The sequence below is a fragment of the Vibrio sp. 1069 genome (assembly GCF_033340555.1).
On sequence record NZ_JAWOWP010000116.1, the window covers coordinates 1 to 1054 of the forward strand.

Consider the following 1054-nt stretch of genomic DNA (forward strand, 5'->3'; position numbering starts at 1 on the left):
GAGGTAATTGGCAGCCTTCTCGACATTCACGTCTAAAGAAACCAAGATAAAAATTATACCTAACTCCCTTTCCAGATATTGAAGAACACCAAACGCTAATAAGCGCAGCGGTCAAATCTAACCGCCGCACTTTTCATTTCTCAAATCACTTTATCCGTTATCAATAACACCTCGATTAAGAAGCGATTCAACAATCTCGTTTGAGCTTAATCCATTAAAGTCTATTGCCTGACCTAAGTTCTCAACCACAATGGTCTGATGAACGTTCGCATCAGTAGTAATGCTCAAAGAGACATTGTCTGTCGTGGCATCATAGTCCGCTTGAATATGCGCAAGTAACTCATCAATTCCTGCCATTGGGTCATTTAAATCCGCAATCACGTCTTTAAGATCGATCGTGTCTTCATTAAGCGTAAAGTCGGTTATGGTATCCACTGCACCTTCGTCAACGGTATCTTGAGTCCATTTAAAGATATCGTTACCACCGCCACCCGTTAGGATGTCCGAACCCAGACCACCGATGAGAATATCATCGCCGTCACCACCGATAATGCGGTCATCACCCGCGCCGCCGATGAGGGAAATTCCGCGATCACTACCAAGTAACAGATTATCTTCCGTTTCAGAAGAAACATCGATGTCACGGTTGTTAGACGTAACATTGATGCTGATATCGATTGGGTCTGAGAACGCTTGATCGCCATTCGATTCCGTTGAAACCGCAGTCAGCGTGATATCGTGATCACCTTGGCGCACGTTATCGATGTGAAGCGTATCAATTTCATCAGCAGGCACTGTCCAAGTAGAAGTCGCACTATCAAAACTGATGCTCGATGTGGTCGCATCACTCGTTAGCGTGGCGCCTCTTGGAACGCCTGTCACCTCTAACGCTAAGACTTCATCCAAATCCGTCAGTGCAGCAATAATGCCGACTAACGCTACGCCCTGAAAACTCGCACTTTGGCTAGCAGTAATACGTTGGATGTAATTAAAGTTCGCGTCAAAGGCAAGCGTCGGTTTGTCCGCCACTGGTGTCACGTTGATATCAAACGTT

1 protein-coding gene is annotated in these 1054 nt (G+C 45.6%); it reads right to left on the reverse strand.

Annotated elements, in window-relative coordinates; genetic code table 11:
* Positions 1 to 150 precede the first annotated feature (150 nt).
* A partial coding sequence (locus tag R7040_RS24815; RefSeq protein WP_318097327.1) for a type I secretion C-terminal target domain-containing protein occupies positions 151 to 1054 on the reverse strand: 904 nt, incomplete at its 5' end.